This is a genomic window from Achromobacter insuavis, from assembly GCF_902859645.1.
GTDB classification, from domain to species: Bacteria; Pseudomonadota; Gammaproteobacteria; order Burkholderiales; family Burkholderiaceae_B; genus Achromobacter; species Achromobacter insuavis.
Genome location: NZ_CADIJR010000094.1, coordinates 1 through 21,903, shown reverse-complemented (window position 1 = coordinate 21,903; position 21,903 = coordinate 1). Strand labels below are relative to the sequence as shown.

Annotated in this window: 15 protein-coding genes; 8 read left to right on the top strand and 7 right to left on the bottom strand. The window is 69.5% G+C overall.

Features of this window, described 5'->3' with window-relative positions; all coding sequences use genetic code 11:
* Positions 1-231: 231 nt before the first annotated feature.
* From H0523_RS28190 to H0523_RS28180, 3 genes are all read right to left on the bottom strand, one after another.
* Positions 232-1,719: an efflux transporter outer membrane subunit gene (locus H0523_RS28190; RefSeq protein ID WP_054429191.1), complete on the bottom strand. Its 1,488-nt coding sequence runs from the start codon at positions 1,717-1,719 to the stop codon at positions 232-234.
* Positions 1,720-1,787: 68 nt separating this feature from the next.
* Positions 1,788-5,003, bottom strand: coding sequence for an efflux RND transporter permease subunit (locus tag H0523_RS28185; protein ID WP_054429190.1), 3,216 nt, complete (start codon positions 5,001-5,003; stop codon positions 1,788-1,790).
* A 36-nt stretch (positions 5,004-5,039) separates the two neighbouring features.
* Positions 5,040-6,230: an efflux RND transporter periplasmic adaptor subunit gene (locus tag H0523_RS28180; protein WP_082385873.1), complete on the bottom strand. Its 1,191-nt coding sequence runs from the start codon at positions 6,228-6,230 to the stop codon at positions 5,040-5,042.
* A 395-nt stretch (positions 6,231-6,625) separates the two neighbouring features.
* Here H0523_RS28180 and H0523_RS28175 point away from each other — a divergent pair, with 395 nt between their 5' ends.
* From H0523_RS28175 to H0523_RS28165, 3 genes are all read left to right on the top strand, one after another.
* A complete protein-coding gene (locus H0523_RS28175) occupies positions 6,626-7,690 on the top strand; it encodes a LysR family transcriptional regulator (RefSeq protein WP_054429188.1) in 1,065 nt (354 codons plus the stop codon).
* Positions 7,691-7,860: 170 nt separating this feature from the next.
* A complete protein-coding gene (locus H0523_RS28170; RefSeq protein WP_054429187.1) occupies positions 7,861-8,979 on the top strand; it encodes an AI-2E family transporter in 1,119 nt (372 codons plus the stop codon).
* A 133-nt stretch (positions 8,980-9,112) separates the two neighbouring features.
* Positions 9,113-9,880, top strand: a complete 768-nt coding sequence (locus H0523_RS28165) for a phytanoyl-CoA dioxygenase family protein (protein WP_054429186.1) — start codon at positions 9,113-9,115, stop codon at positions 9,878-9,880.
* A 24-nt stretch (positions 9,881-9,904) separates the two neighbouring features.
* Here H0523_RS28165 and H0523_RS28160 read toward each other — a convergent pair whose 3' ends face one another.
* Positions 9,905-11,350 (bottom strand): MFS transporter, encoded by a 1,446-nt coding sequence (locus H0523_RS28160; RefSeq protein WP_054429185.1) that lies wholly within the window; start codon positions 11,348-11,350, stop codon positions 9,905-9,907.
* A gap of 95 nt (positions 11,351-11,445) precedes the next feature.
* Here H0523_RS28160 and H0523_RS28155 point away from each other — a divergent pair, with 95 nt between their 5' ends.
* The 4 genes from H0523_RS28155 (at position 11,446) to H0523_RS28140 (ending at position 15,222) form a co-directional block, all read left to right on the top strand.
* Complete coding sequence (locus H0523_RS28155) at positions 11,446-12,384, top strand: helix-turn-helix transcriptional regulator (protein ID WP_231689920.1); 939 nt, start codon at positions 11,446-11,448, stop codon at positions 12,382-12,384.
* A gap of 73 nt (positions 12,385-12,457) precedes the next feature.
* A complete protein-coding gene (locus H0523_RS28150) occupies positions 12,458-13,354 on the top strand; it encodes a DMT family transporter (protein WP_054429184.1) in 897 nt (298 codons plus the stop codon).
* 109 nt (positions 13,355-13,463) lie between these two features.
* The gene (locus tag H0523_RS32370) at positions 13,464-14,381 is read left to right on the top strand and encodes a PadR family transcriptional regulator (protein ID WP_231689919.1); all 918 of its coding nucleotides are present in this window, start codon (positions 13,464-13,466) and stop codon (positions 14,379-14,381) included.
* A gap of 25 nt (positions 14,382-14,406) precedes the next feature.
* Complete coding sequence (locus tag H0523_RS28140; protein WP_054429183.1) at positions 14,407-15,222, top strand: siderophore-interacting protein; 816 nt, start codon at positions 14,407-14,409, stop codon at positions 15,220-15,222.
* A 56-nt stretch (positions 15,223-15,278) separates the two neighbouring features.
* Here the strand turns inward: H0523_RS28140 and H0523_RS28135 are convergent, their stop codons facing one another.
* A complete protein-coding gene (locus H0523_RS28135; RefSeq protein ID WP_054429182.1) occupies positions 15,279-16,157 on the bottom strand; it encodes a LysR family transcriptional regulator in 879 nt (292 codons plus the stop codon).
* A gap of 105 nt (positions 16,158-16,262) precedes the next feature.
* Between H0523_RS28135 and H0523_RS28130 the strand changes: the two genes are divergently transcribed.
* Positions 16,263-17,123, top strand: a complete 861-nt coding sequence (locus H0523_RS28130) for an isocitrate lyase/PEP mutase family protein (RefSeq protein ID WP_054429181.1) — start codon at positions 16,263-16,265, stop codon at positions 17,121-17,123.
* A gap of 42 nt (positions 17,124-17,165) precedes the next feature.
* On the opposite strand, the gene H0523_RS28125 is transcribed toward H0523_RS28130, so the two are convergent.
* Entirely contained in the window at positions 17,166-20,054 is a 2,889-nt protein-coding gene (locus H0523_RS28125; protein ID WP_054429180.1) for a WG repeat-containing protein, read from the bottom strand.
* Positions 20,051-21,903: WG repeat-containing protein (locus H0523_RS28120; protein ID WP_180180223.1), on the bottom strand; the 1,853-nt coding region annotated here is incomplete at its 5' end. The genes H0523_RS28120 and H0523_RS28125, both read right to left, overlap by 4 nt.

The following is a 21,903-nucleotide window of genomic DNA, read 5'->3' as shown; positions in this document are numbered from 1 at the left end:
CTCGTTGTGGCAGTCCGGCTGCTACCGGCTGATGGATGACGACGTCCCTACCCCAGCACCCTCCCACTGCGGAAGGCGCATCTACACCATACAAGGATGACGACGGGGCAGCCCGGAGCGAAGGCTCCGGGCCGCAATCGTGGGCGCCCGCCCCGGGGGCCACCTGCCCGAGGGGCGACCTACGAAGCACTACAACCTCGCAAGCAACACAACGCCGCAGTAGATAGACAATTACCGATTCGCAGCCACAGCCTCAGCACCAGGCACAGGATTCCCCCACCCGCCCCCGATCGCCCGAATCAGATCCACCGCCGACCGCGCCTGCTCACCGCTCAACTGCACGGCGACCCGTTGCTGCAACAGCACGCTGCGGTCCGCCTCGATCACGTCAAGATAGCTGATCGAGCCTTCGCGGTATTGCGTGTGCGACAGCTTGGCGGCGCGGGCCGAGGCTTCCACCGCCGCGTCCTGCGCGCGCGTCTGGTCGGACAGGATGCGCAGATTGGCCAGGTTGTCCTCGACCTCGCGGAACGCATTCAGCACCGTCTGGCGGTACACCGCCACGTCTTCCTCGTAGACCGCGCGGGCGCGGTCCAGGCCGGCCTGGCGGCGGCCGCCGTCGAAGATCGGCATAGACAGCGCGGCGCCCACCAGCGGGCCCAGCAGGAACGTGCGGCTCGACCATTGGAACAGGTTGCCCAGCTCCGACGACTCGTAGCCAAACGCGCCGGTGATGTCCAGGCGCGGGAAGAACGCCGACTTGGCGGCGCCCACGCGGGCGTTGGCGGCGGCCATGGCGCGTTCGGCCGCGGCGATGTCGGGGCGGCGTTCCAGCAGCGTCGACGGCAGGCCGGCCGGGATCGACAGGGCCACCTTCTCGATCGGCTTGGGCGGCATCGCGAACTCCGACGGCGCGCGGCCCAGCAGCACGGCCAGCGCGTGTTCGCCGGCGGCGCGGCGGCGGTCGATGCCCAGCGCTTCGGACTGCGCCGAAGCCAGCTCGGCCTTGGCGCGCGCCAGGTCCAGCTCGCTGATGTCGCCCGCGTCATAGCGGCGCTGGATCAGCTGCAGCGTCTCGGTGCGCAGTTGCACCGTCTGGCGGTACAGCGCGGCTTCGGCATCCTGCTCGCGCACCAGGAAATAGGTGGTGGCGACGTCGGCCTGCAGCGCCAGCAGCACCGAGCGGTACAGCGCCTCGCTCTGTTGCGCATCGGCGGTGGCGGCGTCGGCCGTGGAGGCGACGCGGCCGAACAGGTCGGCCTCGTACGACACCGAGCCCTGGGCGCGCCAGGTGGTCGACGGGCTGGTCGGCGTGCCGTCGGGCAGGCCTTGCGACACCGCCGAGGGACGCTGGCGGCTGGGGCCGAAGGCGGCGTCCAGGCTGGGGAAGAAGCCGGCGCGGGCCTCGCGCTGCAGCGCGCGGGCCTGTGTCAGGCGGGCGGCCGCGGCCTGCAGGTTCTGGTTGGCCTTGTGGGCCTCTTCCTGCAACTGGTTCAGGCCTTCGTCGCCGAACACCTTCCACCATTCGCCGCGCAACTGCTCTTCCGAGGGCTGGGCGGTCTTCCAGGTGCCGGCTTCCGAGGCGGGCAGGGCGGCTTCCTTGTAGGCCGCCGACGTGGCGGCCGCGGGCCGTTCGTAGGTCGGACCCACCGCGCAGCCGGCCAGCACGAGCAGGACGGCAAGCAGGGCGGAACCGCGGATCAGTCTTTTGGTCTTCATGACGATTCTCTTGGGCGCGCGCCCCGCCGTTCGGGACGGGACGCGCTGGCTATTTTTTCCAGGCCGGATCAGGCGTTGTGCTGCGTGGCGGGCGGCGCGTTCGGATCGATGTGCGGCACGCACACCGGCGCTTCATGCGGCGCGGCCGAGTGCAGCGTCTTGCCGCCCAGCGAGCGCAGCAGGACGTAGAACACCGGCGTCAGGAACAGGCCGAACAGCGTCACGCCGAGCATGCCGAAGAACACCGCGACACCCATGGCGTGGCGCATTTCCGAACCGGCGCCGGACGACAGCACCAGCGGCACCACACCCATGATGAAGGCGATCGACGTCATCAGGATCGGGCGCAGGCGCAGGCGGCTGGCCTCGATCGCGGCTTCCAGCGGCGAACGGCCGTTCATCTCCAGCTCGCGGGCGAATTCCACGATCAGGATCGCGTTCTTCGCCGACAGCCCCACCAGCACCATCAAGCCGATCTGGGTGAAGATGTTGTTGTCGTTGCCCGTCAGGTAGACGCCGGTCAGCGCCGCCAGGATGCTCATCGGCACGATCAGGATCACGGCCAGCGGCAGGGTCAGGCTTTCGTACAGCGCGGCCAGCACCAGGAACACCAGCAGCACGCTGATCGGGAACACCCACAGGCCGGCGTTGCCCGCCAGGATCTGCTGGTACGTCAGGTCGGTCCATTCGAACTTCACGCCGCGCGGCAGGGTTTCCGCCGCCACGCGCTCGGCCGCGGCCTGCGCCTGGTTGGTCGAGTAGCCCGGGGCCGGGCCGCCGTTGATGTCGGCGGCGGTGTAGCCGTTGTAGCGCACCACCATTTCCGGACCGAAGGTCTGCTTGACCGTCACCAGCGACGACAGCGGCACCATGTCACCCGCGGCATTGCGGGTCTTCAGTTGCAGGATGTCGTCGGAGTGGGCGCGGAACGGCGCGTCCGCCTGGGCCCGCACCTGGAACACGCGACCGAACCGGTTGAAGTCGTTGACGTACATCGAACCCAGATAGATCTGCATGGTGTCGAACACTTCCGTCACCGGCACGCCCAGTTGCTTGGCCTTGACCCGGTCCAGGTCGACGTCCAGCTGCGGCACGTTGATCTCGTAGCTCGAGAACGCCGGGCCCAGTTCGGGCGTCTGGCGCGCCTTGGCCAGGAACGCCTGCTTGGCCTTGTCCAGCTCGGCATAGCCCAGCGCTGCGCGGTCTTCCAGTTGCAGCTTGAAGCCGCCCAGCGTGCCCAGGCCGAGCACCGGCGGGGGCGGGAACACGGCGATGAACGCCTGCTGGATGGCGCCGAACTTCTGGTTCAGCGAGGCCGCGATGGCGTTGCCCGACAGCGCCGCGCCCTTGCGTTCGTCGAACGGCTTGAGGGTCACGAACACGATGCCGGCGCTGGAGCTGTTGGTGAAGCCGTTGATCGACAGGCCCGGGAAGGCGATGGCGCTCTGCACGCCGGGTTCCTTCAGGGCGATGGCGCTCATCTGGCGGATCACGTCTTCCGTGCGGTCGAGCGAGGCGCCGTTGGGCAGCTGGGTGAAGCCGATCAGGTACTGCTTGTCCTGCGCCGGCACGAAGCCACCGGGCACCAGGTACGATACGCCGATGGTGGCGGCCACCAGCACCGCGTAGACGCCCATGGCGCCGGCCTTGCGGCGGATCACGCCGGACACGCCCACGCCGTAGTTCTCCGAGGCGCGGCCGAACATGTTGTTGAACCAGTTGAAGAAGCGGCCGAACACGCGGTTCATGCCCCGGGTCAGCCAGTCCGGCTTGTCGTGGTGGCTCTTGAGCAGCAGGGCCGACAGGGCCGGCGACAGCGTCAGCGAGTTAAAGGCCGAGATCACCGTCGAGATGGCGATGGTCATGGCGAACTGCTTGTAGAACTGGCCGGTCAGGCCCGTCATGAACGCCAGCGGCACGAACACCGCGCACAGCGTCAGGGCGATGGCGATGATGGGGCCGCTCACCTCGCGCATGGCGCGATAGGTCGCGTCGCGCGGACTCAGGCCCGCGGCGATGTTGCGTTCGACGTTTTCCACCACCACGATCGCGTCGTCGACCACGATCCCGATGGCCAGCACCATCCCGAACAACGACAGCGCGTTGATGGAATAGCCGAACATCAGCAGCAGGCCGAATGTGCCGACGATCGACACCGGCACCGCCAGCAGCGGGATGATGGACGCGCGCCAGGTCTGCAGGAACAGGATCACCACCAGCACCACCAGCGCGATGGCTTCCAGCAGCGTGTGCACCACGGCCTCGATACTGGAACGCACGAACTGGGTCGGGTCGTATTCGATGCGGTATTCCACGCCCGGCGGGAAGTCCTGGGCCAGCTCGACCATGGCGGCGCGCACTTGCGACGACACGTCCAGCGCGTTGGCGCCCGGCGATTGCATGATGCCCATGCCCACCGCCTGCTTGTTGTCCAGCAGCGAACGCAGGCCGTATTCCTGGGCATCCAGTTCCACGCGGGCCACGTCCGACAGGTGCGTCACGGCGCCGTCGGGCGAGGTCTTCAGGATGATGTCGCGGAATTCCTCTTCGGTCTGCAGGCGGCCGCGCGCATTCACGTTCAGCTGCAGCGGCACGTCGCCCTGGGTCGGGGACGCGCCGATCACGCCGGCGGCGACCTGCACGTTCTGTTCGCGGATGGCCGCGACCACTTCGCTGGCCGTCATGCCGCGCTGCGCGACCTTCTGCGGGTCGAGCCACACGCGCATCGAATAGTTGCCCGCGCCCCACACCGTCACTTCACCGACGCCGGTAATGCGCGCCAGGCGGTCCTTGATGTTCAGGATCGCGTAGTTGCGCAGGTAGGTGATGTCGTAGCGGTCGTTGGGCGAGATCAGGTGCACCACCAGCGTCAGGGTGGGCGAGCTCTTGGTGGTCGTGACGCCCAGCCGCTGCACGTCCGGCGGCAGGCGCGGCAGCGCCTGCGACACGCGGTTCTGCACCAGCTGCTGCGCCTTGTCCGGGTCCACGCCCAGCTTGAAGTTGACCGTCAGCGTCAGGTTGCCGTCGCTGTTGGCCTGCGACTGCATGTACAGCATGTTTTCCACGCCGTTGATGGATTCCTCCAGCGGCGAGGCGACGGTTTCGGCGATGACCTTGGGGTTGGCGCCCGGATACTGCGCGCGCACCACCACCGAGGGCGGCACCACTTCCGGGTATTCCGAGATGGGCAGCTGGAACATGGCCAGCAGGCCTCCCAGCAGCACCAGCACGGACAGCACCCCGGCGAAGATCGGCCGGTCAATGAAGAATTTCGAGATATTCATGAACGTTCTCGTTCTGCTTTGCGGGTCACCGGCGGCTTAGTTGGCGGCCGCGGTCTTGACCGGGTTGCGTTGCGCCGTGACCATGGGCACCACGGTCGGGCTCACGGCGTCGCCGGGGCGCACGCGCTGCAAGCCGTTGACCACGATGCGTTCGCCGGCGGCCAGGCCGGAGTCCACGACCCGCAGGCCTTCCTGGTTGGCGCCCAGCTTGACCTGGCGGTAGTTGGCGTGATTCTTGTCGTCCAGCACCAGCACGTAGCGCTTGTCCTGGTCGGTGCCGATGGCCTTTTCATCGATCAGCACGGCGCTGCGCGGCTCGCTGCCGCCCAGGCGGATGCGGGCGTACAGGCCGGGCAGCAGGGTGCCGTCGGCGTTGTCGAACTCGGCGCGCACGCGGATGGTGCCGGACGTGGCGTCCAGGCGGTTGTCCACCGATTGCACGAAGCCGGTGCGCGAGTAGCCGTCCTCGTTGGCCAGGCCCAGCTCGACCGGCACCGAACCGGCCTTGCCGTTGCGAGCCGGGTTCACGTACTTCAGGAAGGTCTGCTCGTCGACGTCGAACGAGGCGTACATCTTCGAGACCGACACCAGCGTGGTCAGCGGCACCGAGGTGGCGCCGGCGGCGACCACGTTGCCGACCGTGACTTCCGCGCGCGACACGCGGCCGGCGACCGGCGCTTCGATGCGGGTGTAGCCCAGGTTGAGCTTGGCGTAGTCGAGCGCGGCCTGCGCGCCCTGCAGGTTGGCCGCGGCTTCACGCGCGGCGTTCTGCTTTTCCTCGAAATCGCGGCGGGCGATGGCGTTGTCGGTCAGCAGGCGCTGGCCGCGGGCCAATTCGGTGGCCGTGTACGAGGCGCGGGCCTTGGCGGCGGTCAGGGCGGCGGCGGCGCGGTCCACTTCGGCCGCGTAGGGGCGCGGGTCGATGGTGAACAGCACGTCGCCCTTCTTGACGATGCTGCCGTCCTGGAAGTGGACGGCGGTCAGGGTGCCGGAGACCAGCGGACGGATGTCCACGCGGTCGATGGCTTCCAGGCGGCCGGAATAACGCTGCCAGTCGACGATGGTCTTGTTGACCACTTCCGCCACTTCGACAGGGGGCGCGGCGGGCGCGCCTTGCGCCTGGGCCGCATTGGCGCCCGCGGGGGCGCGAAACAGGGCGTAGCTACCGCCGGCCGCGATGACGGCCGCGAAAACGACGAGCACAGCAATACGATTACGCGAAACCATGATGTTCCTTGAGGGTGGTGTCGGGGTGAAGCGCGCTTGCCGGGGACCGCGAGGGGGGGCGGGGGGCGGCGGGGGCGGGCATCGCGGCGGGTCTGGCAGTCCTGAAACACCGATGTCATATTGCAGTGCAACATGCGACGCGGTTACGTTTCCCTGGTGAAATCCGTCTATTTGGGGACGGGTTCTACCGGGATCGGAGTCTGAGGATTGACAGGCCCTGGGATGGCGCCGGGCGGCACGGGCACTTCAAGATGGTTTGCATTCTGAGTGTTTTGCGGGCGCGGATAAACACTGCTATCTCGGCAACACTGTTCGGTGGATTTGTCTAATCCCGGACCGTTTCGGGTTATGCTCCGTACACCCCGACCAAATTGCCCTTAAAGGACACCGTCGCCATGGACCGTTTTCAGGCTATGCAGGTGTTTGTGCGCGTCGTGGACGCCAATAGCTTCACCCGGGCGGCCGACAGCCTCTCGCTTCCGCGCACCACCGTCACCACCATCATCCAGAACCTCGAACGCCTGCTGGGCGTGCGCCTGCTCAACCGCACCACCCGCCGCATCGGCCTGACGCCCGACGGCGCCGGCTACTACCAGCATTGCGTGCGCATTCTCGCCGATGTCGAGGAAACCGAGGCCTGCTTCCAGGAAGCGGCCCTGCGCCTGAAGGGGCGGCTGCGCATCGACGTGCCGACCTGTATCGGCCGGCTGATCCTGATTCCGTCATTGTGTGATTTCCACGACAAGTACCCCGACGTCGAGCTGGTGCTCGGCCTGGGCGACCGTCCGGTGGACATGGTGCAGGAGGCCGTCGACTGCGTCATCCGCGCCGGCGACCTGGAAGACTCCAGCCTGGTGGCGCGCCGCATCGGCACGCTGCAGACCGTGACCTGCGCCTCGCCGACCTACGTCGCGCGCCATGGCATGCCGCAGACCATCGAGGAACTGCGCAACCACCACGCGGTGCATTATTTCTCCAGCCGCACCGGCCGCAACTGCGCCTGGGACTTCAAGATCGACGGCAAGCACCAGGAAGTGGACATGCGCGGCACCGTGGCGGTGAACGAGGCCGGCGCCTACCTGGATTGCGGCCTGAAGGGCTTCGGCCTGATCCAGACGCCTCGCTACATGGCGCTGCCGTACCTGCAGTCGGGCGAGCTGATCGAAGTGCTGCCGCAGTGGAAGCCCAGCGCCACCCCGATCTCGGTGCTGTATCCGCAAAGCCGCCAGCTGTCGCCCAAGGTGCGCGCCTTCGCCGACTGGGTCGCGGAACTGTTCGCCAGCTGCCCGCTGCTCAGCGGCCGCGATGAGACCGACCCGGCCGCCGCCAGCTGCGGCGTGTTCCAGCAACGCCAGGTCAGCCAGGCCAAGCAGATGGCCGTGGCCGGCGTGGCCGCCGCCAACGAGCCCATGCCGCGCCGCCGCACCGCGCGGGAGGAAGCCGCGGAATACGCCCTGTAGGCGGGCGCATGGCGGGCCGCCTGGCCCGCCATGCCGGCAATTCGCCGGCAAAATCCTGGAAAACCCGGGAAACCCCGTAGTAAATACAGGCTTTGCGTCCCTCGTATTTCTGGAAACGTCTGTATAGTCCGACAGTCAAAGCCTCAACGCATTCACTGTCGATCCGCTCTATGCAGCCTGTACTTCCCGCTTACCTGATCGCCCGTTGGCTTTTGCTGCTCGTCCTGTTGGCGGGGGTGTATTTCCTCAGCGGCTTCCTGGTGCCCGCGCTGGCCGCGCTGATCATCGGCCTGGCCAGCTGGCCGCTGTACCAGCGGCTGGTCGCGCGTTGCGGCGGCCGCACCGCGCTGGCGGCCTCGCTGGCGCTGCTGGTGGTGATCGTGGTGCTGATCGTGCCGCTGTCGCTGGCGCTGTCGTACGCCATCAAGGAAGCCAGCACCTTCTTCGCCTGGGCCATCGCCGCCAACCGCCACGGCGTCGCGGTGCCGAACTGGATCACCTCGATGCCGGTGGTGGGCGACCGGCTTGGCGAATACTGGGAGGCCTACATCGGCCAGCCGCATGCGCTGGGCGCGCTGGTCGAAGCCGTCAGCGGCGAACACCTGGGCAATATCTACCGCATGGTGCTGGCCGCCACCGGCAATGTGTTCCAGCTGCTGCTGACCGTGCTGTTCATGCTGATCACGCTGTTCTTCGTCTACAAGGACGGCGTGCGCATGGTGGCGCAACTGGACGTGCTGGGCGAACGCATCCTGCCGGCGCGCTGGCAGCGTTTTTCGCGCGTGGTGCCGGCCACCATCAATTCCACCGTCACCGGCATGGGCCTGATCGCATTGGGCGAGGGCGTGGTGCTGGGCATCGCCTACTGGGTCGCGGGCGTGCCGTCGCCGGTGCTGCTGGGCGTGGTCACCGGCTTCATGGCCCTGATCCCCGGCGGCGCGCCGCTGTCGTTCACGCTGGTGTCGCTGTATCTGGTCGGTTCCGGCCACATGGTGGCGGGCATCGCGCTGATGGTGTGGGGCAGCGTCGAATTGTTCATCGTCGACAAGACGCTGCGCCCGCGCCTGGTGGGCGGCCCGGTCAAGCTGCCGTTCCTGCCGACCTTCTTCGGCCTGGTGGGCGGCGTGAAGACCATGGGCATCGTCGGGCTGTTCGTGGGCCCGGTGCTGATGGCGCTGCTGGTGGCCGTGTGGCGCGAATGGGTCAACCACGAGGAAGTCGAGCGCGACACCGCCCGGCTCAGGGCCGGCGCGCCGCCCGACAATACGCCGACCGGCGGCCAGGCCTAGCCGGGCCGGGGCTGCGGGTTTGGGTGTAATCTAGCTCTCCCGCGCTCGCCGGCGCCTCGTCCGGCACGCGCCTGCCGTGTGCGCAGACGCTTGCAGCTCATGCCGCGGGGTCTGAGGGTTTGGCAGGTTCATCATGTCCGGGTCATTGCAAGAAGATGAGTTAGCGGTCCTGCGCGAGCAGGGTTTCGTGGTCGCGCGCCAGTTCGCGGACCCGGCCGAGGTGGCGGCGCTGCGCGCGCTGGCCGAGCGCCATTTGCACGAGCACGTGGCGCCCATCGAATACGAGGCGGATCTGCGCTATCCCGGCGCCCCCGAGTCGCGCGACGCCGCAGGCGGCTTGACGGTGCGGCGCCTGCTCGGCGCCTACGGCCGCGATCCGCTGTTCGCGCAATGGGCCACCGACCCGCGCATCGGCCAATCGCTGGCGCGCTATTTCGGCGAGACGCCGGTGCTGTCCACCGTGCACCACAACTGCGTGATGACCAAGCATCCGGCCTACGGCAGCCTGACCGGCTGGCACCAGGACATCCGCTACTGGTCGTTCTCCGACACCGACCTGGTGTCCTGTTGGCTGGCGCTCGGCGACGAGAACCGGGACAACGGCGGCCTGTCGTTCATCCCCGGTTCGCACGCGGCCGCGTTCCAGCCGGCGCAGTTCGACGAGAAGAAATTCTTCCGCGACGACGCGCCCGAAAATGCCGAATGGATCGGGCGCGCCGTCTGTCCCGAGCTGCGCGCCGGCGACCTGGTGTTCTTCCATTGCCGCACGCTGCACGCGGCGCAGGGCAACCGCAGCGACCGCGTCAAGCTGTCGCTGGTGCACACCTATCATCCGCAGTCCTGCCATCCGCTGCCGGGCACGCGTTCGGCCAGCCAGCCGGGCGTGCCGTTGGCGCCATAGCGCCGCGTCCTCGGGATGGCGTCGTCAACGGCGCCGTCCCAGCCACCCCAGCAACAGCACCGACGCGCCGATGGCCGCGAGGTTGAAGCGCATCGCGCTGGCGAAGGCCTGCGCGTAGCGGTCGCCGACGGCCGCGTCCGCCAGCGCATCGAGCGTGCCGCTGAACAGCATGCCGGCGGCCGACACGCCCAGCGCCGCGCCGACCTGCTGCAAGGTGGCGACCACGCCCGCCGCCATGCCGGCCTGGCGGTCTTCCACCAGTCCCAATGCCAGGTTCACCAGCGGCGTGTTGACGGCGCCTTGCGCCGCGCCCAGCCAGACCAGCGCGGGCACCAGCGACCAGGGCGCGAGCGCGGCGCCGGCCGCGCCCACCTGCCACATCAGCGTGGCCGTGGCGCCGCCATACAGCAGCGCGGCCACGGTGACCGCGTGCGTGCCGAAGCGCGCCACCAGCCGCGGCGCCGCCATCGAGCCGGCCACGAAGCCGACGCTGGCCGGCGCGAACACCGTGCCCGCCGTCAGCGCATCCACGCCCAGCCCGGTCTGCAACAGCAGGGCGTAGCAGAGGAACATGGCGCTGGCGGTGGAGAACACCAGCGTCACCAGCAGGCAGCCCGCGGCGAAGCGCGGCTGCGCCAGCAGCGTCATGTCGACCAGCGGCGCGCGGCCGGCGGCGCCGGCGCGGCGCTGCATCCATACGAACAGCGCCAGCAACGCGACCGACGCCGCGCCGCAGGCCAGCGTCCACGTCGGCCAATGGCGCGCCGGGCCTTCGACCAGCGCCAGCAGCAACAGGCCCAGTCCCGCGCCGACCAGCGCCGAGCCGCCCCAATCCATCGGCGCGCCCGCGGCGTCGCGCGATTCCGGAATGTGGCGCGCCAGCCGCCAGGCCAGCAGGCCGACCGGCACGTTCACCAGGAAGATCGTGCGCCATGCCAGCCCGAACAGATCGGCATGCACGATCCAGCCGCCCAGCACCTGGCCGGCGATGGCCGCCAGTCCCAGCGTCATGCCGAGCAGGCCGAAGGCGCGGCGCCGCGCATGGCCGTCGTAGCTGACGCGGATCAGCGCGTAGACCTGCGGGAACAGCATGGCCGCGGCCACGCCCTGCAGCACGCGCGCGCCGATCAGCGTGTTGGCGTCGGGTGCCAGGCCGCACAGCGCCGAGGCCAGCGCGAAGCCGGCCATGCCCAGCATGAACAGGCGCCGGCGGCCATGACGGTCGCCCAGCCGGCTGCCCGCGATCAGCAGCACGCCATAGGCCAGCTCGTAGGCGACGATGATGAAATTGATCTGCGCGAAGCTGGCCGCCAGCGTCGTCTGCATGCTGGGGATGGCGACGTTGACCACGAACAGGTCGAAGATCGTGATGAAGCCGCCGGACAGCAGCACGGCCAGGCCGAGCGGGCCGGGCGTGGCGGGCTTGGTGGCGGCATCGGGGCAGGGCGAGGGCAGGGTGGCGGAGGACATGGACAGGCCGCGGGAGTGGGGATCGGCGCTATTCTGTGGGCTGTTCGAGCCTCATACAATTTAGCTGTTTATGCTATTACTGAAGGCAATAGCCTATGCCCCGTTCCCCTTCGCATGACGCGGCGCCGGCCGCCGCGCCCGCGCCGCGAGCCGGCGCGCTCGACACGGGCGCGCAGCGGCTGGACCGCACCCGCGCCGACCTCGCCGAATTCCTGCGGCTGCGCCGCGAGCGCCTGAGTCCGGCCGCGCTGGGCCTGCCCGCCGGCGGCCGTCGTCGTACCCCCGGCCTGCGGCGCGAGGAAGTGGCGGCGCTGGCCGGCGTCGGCCTGGCCTGGTACACCTGGTTCGAGCAGGGCCGCAACATCAGTGTGTCGGCCACCTTCCTGGAAAACCTGGCGCGCGTGCTGCGACTGGACGCGGCGGAACGGCGCCACCTGTACCTGCTGGCGCACCAGCGTCCGCCAGCCGAGCCGGGTCGCACCTGGTGCACCGTGCCGCCGCAGGTGCGACGCCTGATGGACGACCTGCCCGCGCGTCCCGCCTACATCCTCAACCTGCGCTGGGACGTGGTGGTGTGGAACGCCGCCGCCGAGCGCGTGTTCGGCTTTGGCGCGCAGCCGGCGGGGCGGCGCAACCTGCTGTGGATGCTGTTCGTGGATCCGGCGATGCGCGAGCTGTTCGTCGACTGGCCGGCGCAGGCGCCGGCGATGCTGTCCACCTTCCGGCGCGATTTCGCCTCGGCCTCGGGCGCGCCGGACATCACCGAACTGGTCGACGAACTGGAACGCGTCGCGCCCGAGTTCAAGGCCTGGTGGCGCGAGCACGACGTGCACGGCGCCTGCATGGGCGTGCGCAGCCTGCGCCTGCCGGCGCTGGGCGAGGTGGCGTTCGAGCATTCCACCTTGTCGGTCGATGAAAGCCGCCACCTGCGCCTGGTGGTGTACGCGCCCGCGCCGGACGAACCACAGGCCGCGGCTGTCGCGCGCTGGCTGGCGCGCAAGCCGCGCGCGGCCGCGCGTGGCTCCAGAGATTAGGCGCCGCGTGGCGCTACGGCGGGGGCGCGGCGCGCTTCTATAGTCGGGGCGATTCGCCCCTTCCGCCCGCGCCATGTCCACTCAAATCCTGCCCCGCCGCCAGGCCCTGTCGCTGCTCGTCGTGGTGGTGCTGGCCTGGGGCTTCACCTGGGTCGTCAGCAAGCTGCTGCTGCAATACATGACCCCGATCTGGGCGGTGGCCGCGCGCAGCGTCGCCGGCGCCGCCGCGCTGCTGGCGCTGGGCCTGGCGCTGCGGCGGGTGGCCTGGCCGGTCAAGGCCGACATTCCCGTGATCCTGAGCGTGGGCCTGCTGCACATGGGCGCGTTCGCCGCCCTGGTCAGTCTCGGCCTGCAATACGTGCCGGCCGGCCGCTCGGTGGTGCTGGCCTATACCACGCCGCTGTGGGTCATTCCGGCCGCGCGCGTGTTCCTGGGCGAGCCAATCGGGCGCGGCCGGCAACTCGGGCTGGCGCTCGGCCTGCTGGGGCTGGTCGTCATCTTCAATCCGCTGGCGTTCGATTGGCGCAATCGCGAGGCCGTGTTCGGCAACGGCCTGGTGCTGCTGGCGGCGCTGTGCTGGGCCGCCAACATCGTCTACGTGCGCGCCCACCGCTGGGTCACGCCGCCGTTCGAGCTGGCGTTCTGGCAGGCGCTGCTGGCCTCCGGCGTGCTGGCCGCGGTCGCCTGGGCGGCCGAGGGCGCGCCGCGCGTGACGTGGAGCCCGGACCTGGGCTGGCTGCTGGGTTATGGCGGCGTGTTCGGCATCGCCGTGGCGTATTGGGCGGCGGTGAACGTGAACCGGTCCCTGCCCGCGGGCGTCACGTCGATCGGCCTGCTGGGCGTGCCGGTGGTGGGCCTGCTGTGTTCGGCGGTGGTGCTGCACGAGCCCCTGAGCGCGCCGCTGTTGCTGGGGATGGCGTTGATCGTGGCCGGCATCGCCGCCGGCGTGCTCGACAAGACGCCCCGGTAGCGGCGTCACAAAAAAAGGCGCTTGACGGCCGGAATCGTGTCTGTGTATCGTAAGACATATATCTTAAGATATGTTTTAAGTAACACGTCAGACTCCCAGCGAGGCCCCCATGCGCCATTTCCACTTCCTGACCGCCTTTGCCCGCGGCTCGCGCCATGAATCGCGCGAGCGCCACCACGGCCACCGTGGCCATCACGACCACCACGGCCACCACGATCATCACCACGGCCACCACGATCATCACCACGGCCACCACGATCATCACCACGGCCATCACGGCCATCCCGAATTCCACGATCATCGCGGTCGCCACGAATCCCTCGATCATCACGACCCCTACGAACGTCATGGCCACGCCGGCCACGGCGCGGATGGTCGCCACGAAGGCGGCCGCGGCCGTCATGGCCGTCATGCCGGCGGCGGGCGCGGCTGGTTTGGCGGCCCGTGGGGCGGCCACGGCCGGGGCGGCGATGCCGACGACAGCTTCGGCGGCGATGGCCGTCATTGGGCGCGCGGCCGCAAAGTCTCGGCCGACGACCTGCAACTGATGCTGCTCGGCCTGCTGGAACAGAACCCCAGCCACGGCTACGAGCTGATCAAGGCGCTGGGCGCGATGTCCAACGGCTTCTACACGCCCAGCCCGGGCATGGTGTATCCGGCGCTGACCTATCTGGAAGAACTGGGCTACGCCACCGTCGAGCAGGAAGGCAGCAAGAAGCGCTACCACCTGGCGGACCCGGGCCGCGAACACCTGGAAGCCAACCGCGAGCGCCTGTCGGTGATGTTCAACAAGCTCAAGCACGTGGCCCGCAAGATGGACTGGATGCGCCAGGCCTGGAGCGGCGAGCCGCGTCCCGCTACCGACGAGGAAGACGCCAGCGGCTGGATCGATGAGTTCGTGCACGCCCGCCAGGAGATCCGCCACGCGCTGCTGCAGCGCACCGAGGCGTCGCCCGCCGAACAACGTCGCATCGCCGCCATCCTGCGCCGCGCGACCGCGGAAATCACCGGCAAGAGCTGTGACTGATTCCGCCTATTCCATTGGAGACCCCATGACCCGTAGCGACCTGACTGTCGAACGCGTGCGCCATCCCCTGAAGATGCGCATCCTGACCGTGGCGCGCGTCGAGCGCATCGCCGGCCTGCTGGCCCGCGTCACCTTCACCGGCGACGACCTGCGCGACTTCGTGTCCGCGTCCTTCGACGACCACGTGAAACTGTTTTTCCCCGCCGATCCCTCGCAACCCCTGCTGTTGCCCGAGGTCGGCCCCGACGGCATCAAGTTCCCCGACGGCGCGCCGCGCCCCGCGGCGCGCGACTACACCCCGCGCCGCTACGACGCCGCGCGCGAGGAACTGGATATCGACTTCGTGCTGCACGGCGATGGCCCCGCCTCGACCTGGGCCGAGCAGGCCGAGGCCGGCCAGCGCCTGGGCATCGGCGGCCCGCGCGGCTCGTTCGTGGTGCCCAAGGGCTTCGATTGGCACGTGCTGATCGGCGACGAGACCGCGCTGCCCGCCATCGCCCGCCGCCTGGAGGAGTTACCCGCGACCGCGCAGGCGCTGGTGCTGATCGAGGTGCCGTCCGCCGCCAACGAGATTGCCCTGCCGACCCGGGCACAGGCCACGGTGCGCTGGCTGCATCGCGACGGCACCGCCGCCGGCTACAGCACGCTGCTCCTGGAGGCCGCGCGCGAGCTGGCGTTGCCGGCGGGCGAGGGCTATACGTGGATCGCGGCCGAGTCTGCCGTGGCCAAGGCGGTGCGTGAAATCATGGTGGCGCAGCACGGCGTCGACAAGAGCCGCATCCGCGCCGCCAGCTACTGGAAGCGTGGCGCCATCGCCGTGCACGAATCGCACGACGATTGACGTGGCGCGGATCAGGCCGCGGGTTCAGGCCGCGGGTTTAGGTCACTAGCGCGCGACTACCCCTGCGCCAGCGCCAGCAGGTTGGCCACGCGTCCGCCGGGCGCATCGTCGCGCACCACCAGGCCCAGCACCGCGCGCGGCCAGTCCAGCGCGAAGGGGCGGTAGACCACGCCGTCCGGACGCAGGTGGCGCAGCGACGCCGGCACGATCGCCACGCCCATGCCCGCCGCCACCAGGTTCACCGCCGATGACAACTGCGGCGCGCGCTGGCCCGGCAGCGGGTTCAGCCCATGCTGGCGGCACGCCGCCATGATGTCGGCGCTCAGGCCATAGCCGGACTTGCGCGAATACTGGATGAAGCGTTCCTGCGTCAGGTCGGCCGGCGCCAGCCGCTTGCGCCGCGCCAGCGCGTGGCCCAGCGGCAGCGCCACCACCAGCGGCTCTTCCGTCAGCTGCGTGAAGCGCAGGCCGCCGTCCATCGCGAACGGCGGCCGCACGAAGGCCGCGTCGATCAGCCCTTCGCGCAGGCGCGCCACCAGCGTTTCGCTGTCGTCCTGCGACAGCGTCATTTCCACATCGGGGTATTGCTGCCGGTAGAGCCGGATCAATTCGGTCACGACCGGATGGAACGACGCCGATTCGGTGAAGCCCAGCGACAGTTCGCCGACCTCGCCGCGCGCGGCGCGGCGCGCCGTCCGCACCGCGTCCTGCGCGCGTTGCAGGATGTCCTGTGCGCAGGCCAGGAAGGCGTGGCCGGCGTCGTTCAGGCTGACCCCGCGGCCGCGGCGGTCGAACAGCGGCGTGCCGACTTCCTCTTCCAGCTGGCGGATCTGCTGCGACAGCGGCGGCTGCGCCATGCCCAGCTGCTCGGCCGCGCGGGTGAAGTGCTGGGCCTCGGCGGTGGCCACGAAATAGCGCAGGTGGCGCAGTTCCATATTGGTATCCAGAAAGTACCGATTATCAATTTTCCATATATTGGACATTCTAGTGCGGCGGAACGATGATGCGCACATCCCCTCTTCGTTTCCAAAGGAATGCGCATGGCTTCGACTCCCACCCCCGGCGCGCTGCTGCGCCGCCATCTGGCCCAGGACATCGTGGTGGCGCCCGGCGCCTACGATGGCATGTCGGCCCGCCTGGTGGCGGCGGCCGGCTTCAACGCCGTCTACGCCAGCGGCGGCGCCATCGCGCGCGCCGCGGGCTATCCCGACATCGGCCTGCTGAGCTTCACCGAGGTCATGGACCGGGTCGAGAAGATCGTCGACGCCAGCGGCCTGCCGGTGGTGGCCGACGCCGACACCGGCTTCGGCGGTTCGGCCAACGTCGAGCGCACGGTGCGCATCATGGAGCGCGCCGGCGTCGCGGCCTTCCATATCGAGGACCAGTCGTTTCCCAAGCGTTGCGGCCACCTGGACGACAAGAGCCTGGTGGACGCCGAGGAAATGTGCCGCAAGGTCCACATCGCGCGCCAGACGCTGGCCGATGCCGACACGCTGGTGATCGCGCGCACCGACGCAATCGCGGTGGAAGGCTTCGATGCCGCCATCGCGCGCGCCGAGCGCTATGTGAAGGCCGGCGCCGACATGGTGTTCGTCGAGGCGCCGGAAACGCTGGAGCAGATCCGCGCCATCGCCGACCGGCTGCCCGGCCTGAAGCTGATCAACATGTTCTATGGCGGCAAGACGCCGCTGGTGCCGCTGCCCGACCTGGCCGCGATGGGCTATCGCCTGGCGATCATTCCGTCGGACCTGCAACGCGCCGCCATCCACGCCATGCAGGCCACGCTGGCGGCGATCCGCGAGACCGGCGACAGCAGCGCGCTGGCCGACCGCCTGACCAGCTTCAAGGAGCGCGAAGAGATCGTGCAGACCCGCCGCTACCTGGCGCTGGACGCGCAGTAGCAGGGCCGGGGCGCGCGCCGGCTCGTTCCGGCGCGCGCGGCCTCACTGGCGGCAGCGCTGCGGCATCGACAGCGGCCACAGCCGCTGGTTATAGCTGCCGTGGAGCGTGCGGATGCCGCATTCCATGGTGACGCGCGCCACCATCGTGCCGCGCTCGTCCACGATCATCGAGAGATCCCGCGTCGACACCACGGCGCGCTGGTTGGCATAGGCCGAGGCCCACAGGTAGACCGGCGTGATCGCCAGCCGGCCCTGGCTGTCGGCGTAGCCGTAGCGGTCGCCGACCAGGACCGCCGCCAGGCCGTCGCGGCGCGGGCCGATGTAGCTGAACGTCGGTCCGCTCTCCACGCCCTTTTCGTTGACCGCGCGCATGTTGCCGTTGGGCAGCACTACGGCCGCCTGGCCTTCGGAGAACGAGGTCGCGGTGCCCGGCAGGGTCAGGCGTGTCTTGCCCGTGGTGTCGGTGTAGACAGTGACCGGGTTGCCGGCGGCGTCGGCGTCCGCGCGCAGCAGCCAGGCCGATCCCGTCGGCCAGTACCAGTCGCCGGCCGGCAGGCTGGCCACGGTCTTGCCGTGTTCGTCGATCAGGCGGGCGCCGTCTTCGCCGCTCACCAGCGCACGTGCCGGCTTGCCCTGGAACCGCGTGCCGGGCACCGCGCCCGGCGCGATCTGCCAGCGGCCCTGGCCATCCACATAGCCGTGGCGGTCGGCGCGGCGGATGGCGAGCCAGGCGCCCATCGGCGTGTAGTTCGCGTCCTGCAGGTCGAGCGCGTCGGAGGCGTCGGGCGCGATGATCCAGCGGTTCTTCTGGCTGTAGGCCAGATAGGCGCCGCTGCCGTCGCGCGACACATCCAGCGCCGGCTGGAAGCTGGTCAGGACGCGTCCCTCGCGATTGAACAGCGCGGCCGGGCGGCGGTAGTCCTCTTCCTTCGAGCCCGCCTGGTACATCAGCCACAGCTTGTCGTTGACGCGGCGGGCATCGTTGTGGCGCGGTGGCACGATCCACTTGCCTTGCGCATCGATCAGGCCCACCTTGTCCTTGCCGAGCGCGGCAATGGCGCGGCCGTCGTGGAACGCGCCGATGTACTGGAAGACCGGGGCCGACACTTCCTTGCCGGCGATGAAGTCGTACAGGCCCCAGGGGTCGCCCTCGGCCGCGGTCTTCAGGTAGCGCACCAGTCCCGGCGCGACCACTTCGGCCTCGAAGTAGTCGGGCAGGGCATAGGTCTTGCCGGCGCGGTCGATGAGGCGCGTCTCGCCCTTGGCGTAGATCAGCGCGTAGCCGTGACGGAAGGCGCCGATGTGCTGTTGCAGCGGCAGGTCCATCGGCTGGCCGCGGCCGTCGAGCAGCTGCACGCCCTCGTCGGTCTGCGCGGCGAAGCGCAACTGGTCGGCGGTCAGCGGCGCGGCCTCGGCGGCGTCCTCCGCCGTGTCGTTGTCGCGCGGGCCGTCCAGCGGCACGATCTCGCTCCAGTCCTTGCGGGTGGCGACGCTGCCGTCGGCCAGCAGCAGGCCGGCGCCGCCTTCCGTGCAGTGGCAATAGCCCTGGCCCAGCACGCCGAGCGGGCCGTCGGGCACGTCCAGCGGCATGTCGCGCAGTTGCGAGCCTTGCGCCGCTTCGACCGCCTCGGGTTGCAGCACCGCGCGGCCGTCGGCATCGATGGCGTTGAGCAGCTGGCCGTCCTGGCTGGAAACCCACAGCTTGCCCTGGCGCACCGCCAGCCGGCTGGCCTGCGCCAGCCAGGACGGCGCGTTGTCGCCTTGCAGCCAGGCGCCCTTGGGCGTCAGCAGGCCGGCGACATTGCCGGCCTTGCCGCGCAGCAGCAGATAGCCGCCTTCGTTCTGCTCGGGCTTGAGGTCGCGGCTGCCCAGCGTCAGGGCCTCGGCGCGTCCGGGCACATAGGCCTTGAGCGTGTCGCCCGAGCGGTAGACCAGCGTGTTGTCGTAGATATCCGAGGCGTTCGCTTCCTCGTTGGTGAGCGTGGCGATGGGCTGGCCGCGCGCGTCCAGCAGCGCGTAGCCCGTGGTCGGCAGCTGCGCGCTCCAGAACGCCTTGCCGACGCGGCCCAGGCGCTGATAGCGCTTGCCCTCGCCGATCAGCGCGCCCTGCTCGTCGATCAGCACCACCTCATCGTCGCCGATGCCGAGCGCCAGCGGGTCGTCCTTCTGCCGCGTGATGTCGCTGAACTTCGGTTCCATGCGCCAGTTCCAGTCGGCGTCGAGCAGGCCGTACATGCCATGGTCGTCGACGCCGATGAACAGGTCCTTGCCGTAGCTCGACACCACCCGCAGGCCATCCTTGGCGTAGCGGCGCTCGCCGTCGGGGGAGCGGTATTCCTCGCGGTAGGTGACGGACAGTTGCGCCGGCCGGCCCTCGCCCAGGATCACGTTGTCGACGCTGGCGTCGAGCGCGTCGCCCACGGCCTTGCCGCCGCGGTCGATCAGCTGGCGCTGGCCGTCCAGCGTCACCACCGCCAGCCCGGCCTCGACGAAGTCGCCGACGCTGTCATAGCGCGGCGGCACCGCCATCCTGCCCTTGCCGTCGATATAGCCCCACTTGCCCTTCCAGCGCACCGCGGCCAGGCCGTGGTGGAAGTTGCCGACGCGTTCGAACTGCGGCTGCACCACGAGCTTGCCGTTGCCGTCGATGAAACCCCAGGCATGCCGGCGCAGCGACTGGTCGGTCGGCACGCGGTCGATTTCCTCCAGCGAGGACGGCAGCAGCACGGCGGCGCGATTGTCCGACAGCGGCCCGATGCAACCGGCGGGACCCTGGTAGTCCTGGATGTCGCGGCTGGTCGCGGCCGGATCCATCAGGCCGTCGACGCAGGGAATGCCGTTCTGGCGGTATTGCGCGTGGGCGGACAGCGACAGGCCGAGCGCGGCGACGGCGCAGGCGATACGGGTGGCGTGAAACGCGCGCGTGGTCATGATTGTTCTGCTTTGGTGGATTCGGGGACGGGCACGCCTTCGGTCCCGACGGCGTCGGGGCAGGTCAGCTTCTCGCGCGGCCAGGTCACGCGTTCCTGCGCGTCCATCACGATGATCTGGCCGCACAGCAGGCCGAAGATGGCGGTGGTCTTGCCGCGGGTGTCGATGAATTCGAGCAGGCGATCGCGGCGCACCAGCGCGCGGCCCTCCTTGAAGTCGCCGGCCCAGCCGAACTCGGGCGGGATCACGTAGCGCCCGCTCAGGTCGATGTAGCCGAGCAGCTTGCCGCTGCGCTGGTCGCGCCGCGCCAACGCCAGGCCGTCGCGCAGCGGACCGAGCTTGTTGAAGTAGGGGCCGACGATGCGCTTGCCGGCGGCATTGACGAAACCGTAGCGGTCGCCGCTGCCGCGATAGGCCACCACGCCCTCGCTGGCGGTGCGCTCCTCGACAGTGAACTCGCCCTTGAAGCGCGTGATTTCGCGGCCCTGCAGGTCGGTCATGACGCTTTCCGCCGCGTCGCTGTCGCGGAAGATCACCCGCTGCATGGAGGCCAGCGGCGTGCCATCGCCGAGCTTTTCGAGCAGGGCCTTGCCGTTTTCGTCCATGAGGCGGTAGCGCTGGCCGTCGTAGACGCGCGCCAGGCCCTCGGGCTGGACGAAGAACGGATTGAACTCGCCGCTGCTGGCGGAGACCTTGAGGTTGCCGCGCGCGTCGATCGCGCCGTTGCGCGAACGGTATTGCACGTAGATCCAGTCGCCGAACTGATCCTGGCGCTCGGGCACGCCGTCGAACAGGCGGGTCATGCCGCCGTCGGCGTCGAACAGCAGCGTGCCGCCGTCCTTGCCCTGTCCCAGGTAGCGGCCCTGTTTCAGGTCCCGCGGTTTCTCGTGCAGCACCACGCTGCGCTTGCCGCTGGGCAGATGGATCAGGCGGTAGTCGTCGCGGTAGCCCGAGTCATTCTTGCCTTTGGGCTCGCGCGCCAGCAGGTAGCCGTTGCCGAGGTAGTCCAGGTCGTAGCTGCCGGCGTAGGTGGCCGGCACGACCCACTTGCCATGGCGGTCGATGATGCCCCAGCGGTCGCGGTCCTGCGCCTTGGCCCAGTCGTCCTGGAAATCCTCGATGCGGTCGAGCGTCGGCGCCACGGCGATGCTGGCGCCGCGGATGTTCCACAGGCCCCAGTGGCGGTTGCGGCGGTCGTCCTGCTTGTAGAAATAGAGCAGGTCGCCATTGATCTTTTCGCCGTTGACTTCGACGTGGGCCGGCAGCTTCTGCGTATTGCCGCGGGTGTCGATCAGCACGGCTTCGTCGCGGCTCATGGCCGGCGTGCGCGCCCAGCTGTAGGCGCCCTTGAAGCCGCCGATGCCGGCGTAGGTGGGCGGCAGGATCCAGTTGCCCTCGGCGTCGATGGCGCCGACGGTGCGCTTGCGCGTCTTCACCAGCAGCGGCGCGGCGGCGTCGTAGGTGCTCATGTCGTCCCAGTCGGGATTGGTGACGATCTTGCCCGAGCGCGTCAGGATGCCGGTGGGCTGCTGGTAGTCGTTCGGCCGCAGCAGGGCCAGCGGCAATTGGTCGGCGCCGGGCGCGGCCTCGCGCGAGCTGTCGTTGGCGCGCCGGGGGGAGAAGGGCAGCACGCGATATTGGCCCAGGCGTTCGGCGGTATCGCTGTCGAGCAACGCGGTGCCGTCGGCGCGGTAGATCTGGCGCAGCGTGGCTTCGCTGTCGGTGCCGGCCACCGCGACGCTGGTGGCGGCATCGGCGGCGGCTTCCCCGGCGTCGCTGGCGGCGGCATCGGCGGCGGCTTGCGTCGCGGCTTCGGCGGCGACCGGCGCCGCGTTGTCGGCCGCGGCAT